Below are 4,121 nucleotides of genomic sequence, written 5' to 3' on the forward strand. Positions count from 1 at the left end.
TAGAAGCTTGATATATTTTTTGAATATCTGCTAATAACTCTTTATTTGCTGATTCTCTACTGCTTATTTTCCTTGTAGTCCACTTATAGTAGCCACTAGCAGAAAACCCTACATAATTCCTGCACTTTATAGTGTTTACTATGCTCTTTTATGAAAAAATATTTTACTCTTTTTGACTGGCCAGGGCTTTTTTTAAAATGTCTCTTTCTCTTGTTACTTTTGCTAACTCTTTCTGTAAATCAAATCTCTCTTTGTCATAAGGTGCTACATCTGGAAATGCATTTGCCGCTGACTTTTTTTCGTTATATTTCTTCATCCATTTTCCTAATACACTATCCCTTATTCCTAGATCTCTTGCTACTTTTTCAACTGGTTGACCTACCTTTCTTTGTTCATTTGCCAGCTTAACAGCTTCCAATTTGAATTCTGCCGTATATTCTCTTGCCATTTCTAATCCTCCAAAATTTTATTTTACCCGAAAAAACTCCTTTCTTTCTCTCCACTTTTTCTGGGTAAGGTCAAGAAGCCTATTGTCTAATTATGTACCTAAATTTTATTACGGCACTTTCACTACTACTTTAACGAGTGAGCTACCTTTCTATAAAAGACCTATCGACTGTTGCAATTATAGGCGTAAACAAGAATGATAAAAGAGTACGAGATTGAGTAACTATGTACACTTCTGCTGGCATACCAGGGTATAGGTATACGTTTTTAAACTGAGCAAGCTCTGGTTTTGGTATCACTACACGTACTGAATAATAACGCCCTAGCCTTGGATCATCAAGGGCATCGGGAGAAATATTGCTTACTATACCATTAATTAAACTTAAACGACGTGCACTGTAAGCACTTAAACGAACTTTAACCTTTAGCCCTTCTAGCCCATCAATAGAGACTATGTTGCTATCTTTCTTTTGTGCTGACAGTATCTCTTCTATGTTTCTGGTCTGAATTTTAGCATCTATTATTAGGTCATCATCCGATGGCACTACGCTCATGATCGGAACTCCAGATTGTATAACACCACCTTCAGTATGGTATCTTATATCTGTGACTATCCCATCTTGAGGCGATTTAATTATTGTACGTGCTAATGAATCTTCAGCAACCATCAGTCTCTCTTTCAAGTCTGCAATAGACGTACTAACTTCCTTAAGTTCAGCGTTTGCTCTTTCTTGAGAATCATTTCTCACGTTTATAATTTCTAATTCGTTCTCTCCAATTTTTTGCTGCACTTGAGATATTGCAGAACGGTAATGTCCAACTCTGCCTTCAATTTCAGCAAACTGCTTTTCTAAAGCTAAAATGTGTGGTTTGCTTATATGGCCACTATCAAGTAATTGTCTTTTTGTTTCCAACTCCTCAGTTATCAAGTCATATTGCTTATGAGCTGCATTTAGTTGAAAGTTTAGCCCCGCTAATTCATCATTTAACTGCTTTATACGTTGTTGCAGTATGTCTGTTTTTCCCAATATGCTCTTTCTCTGAGAGTTGAACAACTTTACTTGATTCTTTATCGCTTTATTTACAAGTTCATCGTGAGATAATTTTTTAACCTCATCAGGAAACTCGAGCGTGTCCAAATCTACTCTGATTGCAAGAAGCCTTGCTTCTGTTGCTAAAAATGATAAGAGCTTCTCTTTGATGATACTTAAATTCGCCTTCTCGTTAACATCACTCAACAAAACTAGAGGCTCATCTTTTTTAACTGCTTGACCCTCTTTTACTAAAATTTTGCTTATTATTCCTCCGCCCAAGTGTTGAACTATTTTTCTATTTGAAGATACAATAACTTCTCCACTTGCATGCACCGCACCGTCAATTAGAGCTATAGCCGACCAAATACCACCTATCCCAAAAAAGATGAGTATTACTACCAGACCAAAAAATAGTGGTCCCCATGTTACTTTCAGGACTTCATTTACGTTATTACTTTCGCGTTTTAAAATAAAATTTATCACTGCATCAATCAATGCAAACGTCTTATCCAAAAATTTTGGGTACTTCTTCTTTTTATTTTTTGCTCCTTGCATATTTATATTATCACCATGGCCAATCAAGCCTGTCAAAGAAAATCCAGCGCTAAGCTTTTTTAACTTACTTATCATAATACTACTGTGAATTTGTGTTAACTCAAGATAACACACAAAAACAAAGAATCTATAATTTAAGCATTCCATTTAGACTGTAGAGCACCAGAATAAACTATTTAGTAACAATTCCTGCATCAACTATGTTTTTAAAATTTTTTGACGTTTAACTTTATTATAACTTTTTCTTTATTTTGTGAATATCTGAGTTACTTATATTATGTAAGAAATCTATTGCCAACTAGTCAATATTCTGTTAGGAATTAAGATAATATAAAGTTATTATGTTTGGATTGGAAAGCAGAAAGTTCCTGATCACTGGCGCATCAGGCGGAATAGGGCAAGCAATTGTAAAAATTATGCACAAAGCCGGAGCAACTTTATGTATTTCTGGCACAAAAAAAGAAGTGCTCGAAGAAGTTGCTAAACAATATGAAAAAAACATGCATGTACTCCCTTGTGATTTATCAAATGCTGAGGAAGTAAATCAACTAATAAATAGAGCAAGTGAGCTGATGGAAGGCTTTGACGGGCTCGTATGCAATGCGGGTATTACGCGAGACAGTTTATTATTGAGAATGACAGATGAAGCATGGCAAAAAGTAATTGATATTAACTTGAGCTCTACATTTAAGCTGAGTAGAGAAGCATGCAGAAAACTAATTAAGAATAATTGGGGAAGAATTATAAATATTTCCTCAATAATAGGGCTGACAGGAAACGCCGGGCAAGCAAATTATGCGGCGTCTAAAGCTGGAATAATAGCTATGAGCAAATCTATAGCAAAAGAAGTTGCAAGTCGTAATATAACAGTAAATTGTATTGCTCCTGGATTTATAGATACTAAAATGACTGAAGTTTTAAATGAAGGACAAAAGGGAAAAATATTAGATAATATTCCAATGAAAAGAATGGGAACAGGGGAAGAAATAGCAGCAGGGGTCTTGTTTTTAGCAAGTGATGAAGCAAAATATATAACAGGGCATGTGCTCAATATTAATGGTGGGTTATTGATGTAGCAACACTTATGTATGGACAAATTATAATTTTTACTTTAAAATAAAAAATGTGTAGGTGTAGGTGTAGGTGTAGGTGTAGGTTTAGGTTTACGTTAATTTATTACTTAGAGGCAAAAAAATGAGCTCTATAATAGGATTTTTTGGTGTCTTGTGTGTAGTATTGCTTTTCTCTTTCTCAGGTTACGCAGCTATCACTGGTCCTGATATGGATGATACAACACAAGTAATATGTAATATTATTGGGTATATTTGGGGTCTAGGTGGACCACTTATGACAGTAATATTTATTGGTGCAGCTTTGATGGCAATATTTGGTAGAATGCCTTGGCCTGCTCTTTTTGCTCTAGGCGTGTTTTGTGCTGTATTTTTTGGCGCTAAGACGATTATAATAAAAGTTATGCCCAATGTAAGCGATGAAGCAAAAGCTATGTTGGAAAAGTGTGGAAAGAAATAACCCATAAAAGTACAGAAATGCTTTTTTGTTATCCATTAAATCGCTTCATATCTTCAACTTGCAACAAATAAGGGCTATCTTTTGGTAAAGTTTTAACAGCTAGCTCAGCATATTTTGTAAATTGCTTTAAATCACCTTCAATACAAGCCTTTTTTGTCAAGGCAAAATAATGCATTGCCGTATCAGCTTCACATTTATATGCAATGCTTAAATACTTCCAGACAAAAGCGTTATTTGGTTCTATATTCAAAATCTGCTCCAGGTAAAAAATCGCCTTTTTTGTATCACCGTGTAATAATAAAGTATGAGATAATGCAAGTTTCACTAAATAACTGTTTTTCTCAGATAAATACCTAAGCGATTCCTCATACATTTTTATTGCTTCACTTAAATTTCCGGCCTTGTATAGCATTTCTGCTTTTAATTCATATAGGTATGGGTCATTGCGTGACTCTTGAATCAATGAATTATAGCACTTCTCATAATAGTCCAAAAAAGGTAAGATATGGATTTATAGTAGTGATGGTAAGCATGCCAGCAGCATATAGTTATGAC

Annotated in this window: 3 protein-coding genes and 2 pseudogenes; 2 read left to right on the forward strand and 3 right to left on the reverse strand. The window is 34.7% G+C overall.

Annotation, left to right across the window (positions count from 1 at the left end):
* Positions 1–448: pseudogene (locus tag OZD66_RS06060) on the reverse strand (transposase); the annotation flags it as partial.
* A gap of 142 nt (positions 449–590) precedes the next feature.
* Positions 591–2,111 carry an HlyD family type I secretion periplasmic adaptor subunit gene (locus OZD66_RS01165; RefSeq protein WP_182366908.1) on the reverse strand — a complete coding sequence of 507 codons (1,521 nt, stop codon included), beginning with the start codon at positions 2,109–2,111 and terminating at the stop codon, positions 591–593.
* 266 nt (positions 2,112–2,377) lie between these two features.
* On the opposite strand from OZD66_RS01165, the gene fabG reads away from it, so the two are divergent.
* Both fabG and OZD66_RS01175 read left to right on the forward strand, forming a co-directional pair.
* The gene (fabG, locus tag OZD66_RS01170; protein ID WP_182366906.1) at positions 2,378–3,112 is read left to right on the forward strand and encodes a 3-oxoacyl-[acyl-carrier-protein] reductase; all 735 of its coding nucleotides are present in this window, start codon (positions 2,378–2,380) and stop codon (positions 3,110–3,112) included.
* Between the two features lie 118 nt (positions 3,113–3,230).
* Positions 3,231–3,566 (forward strand): TrbC/VirB2 family protein, encoded by a 336-nt coding sequence (locus tag OZD66_RS01175; protein WP_182366904.1) that lies wholly within the window; start codon positions 3,231–3,233, stop codon positions 3,564–3,566.
* 28 nt (positions 3,567–3,594) lie between these two features.
* On the opposite strand, the pseudogene OZD66_RS01180 reads toward OZD66_RS01175, so the two are convergent.
* Positions 3,595–4,035, reverse strand: a pseudogene (locus OZD66_RS01180) (tetratricopeptide repeat protein); the annotation flags it as partial.
* Between the last annotated feature and the right edge of the window lie 86 nt (positions 4,036–4,121).

Source organism: Wolbachia endosymbiont of Drosophila baimaii (assembly GCF_028982185.1).
Taxonomy (GTDB): domain Bacteria; phylum Pseudomonadota; class Alphaproteobacteria; order Rickettsiales; family Anaplasmataceae; genus Wolbachia; species Wolbachia pipientis.

Excerpts from the sequence above, each read along its gene's own strand:
- OZD66_RS01165 (WP_182366908.1), bottom strand. The coding sequence starts at position 2,111 with ATGATAAGTAAGTTAAAAAAGCTTAGCGCTGGATTTTCTTTGACAGGC.
- fabG (WP_182366906.1), top strand. The coding sequence starts at position 2,378 with ATGTTTGGATTGGAAAGCAGAAAGTTCCTGATCACTGGCGCATCAGGC.
- OZD66_RS01175 (WP_182366904.1), top strand. The coding sequence starts at position 3,231 with ATGAGCTCTATAATAGGATTTTTTGGTGTCTTGTGTGTAGTATTGCTT.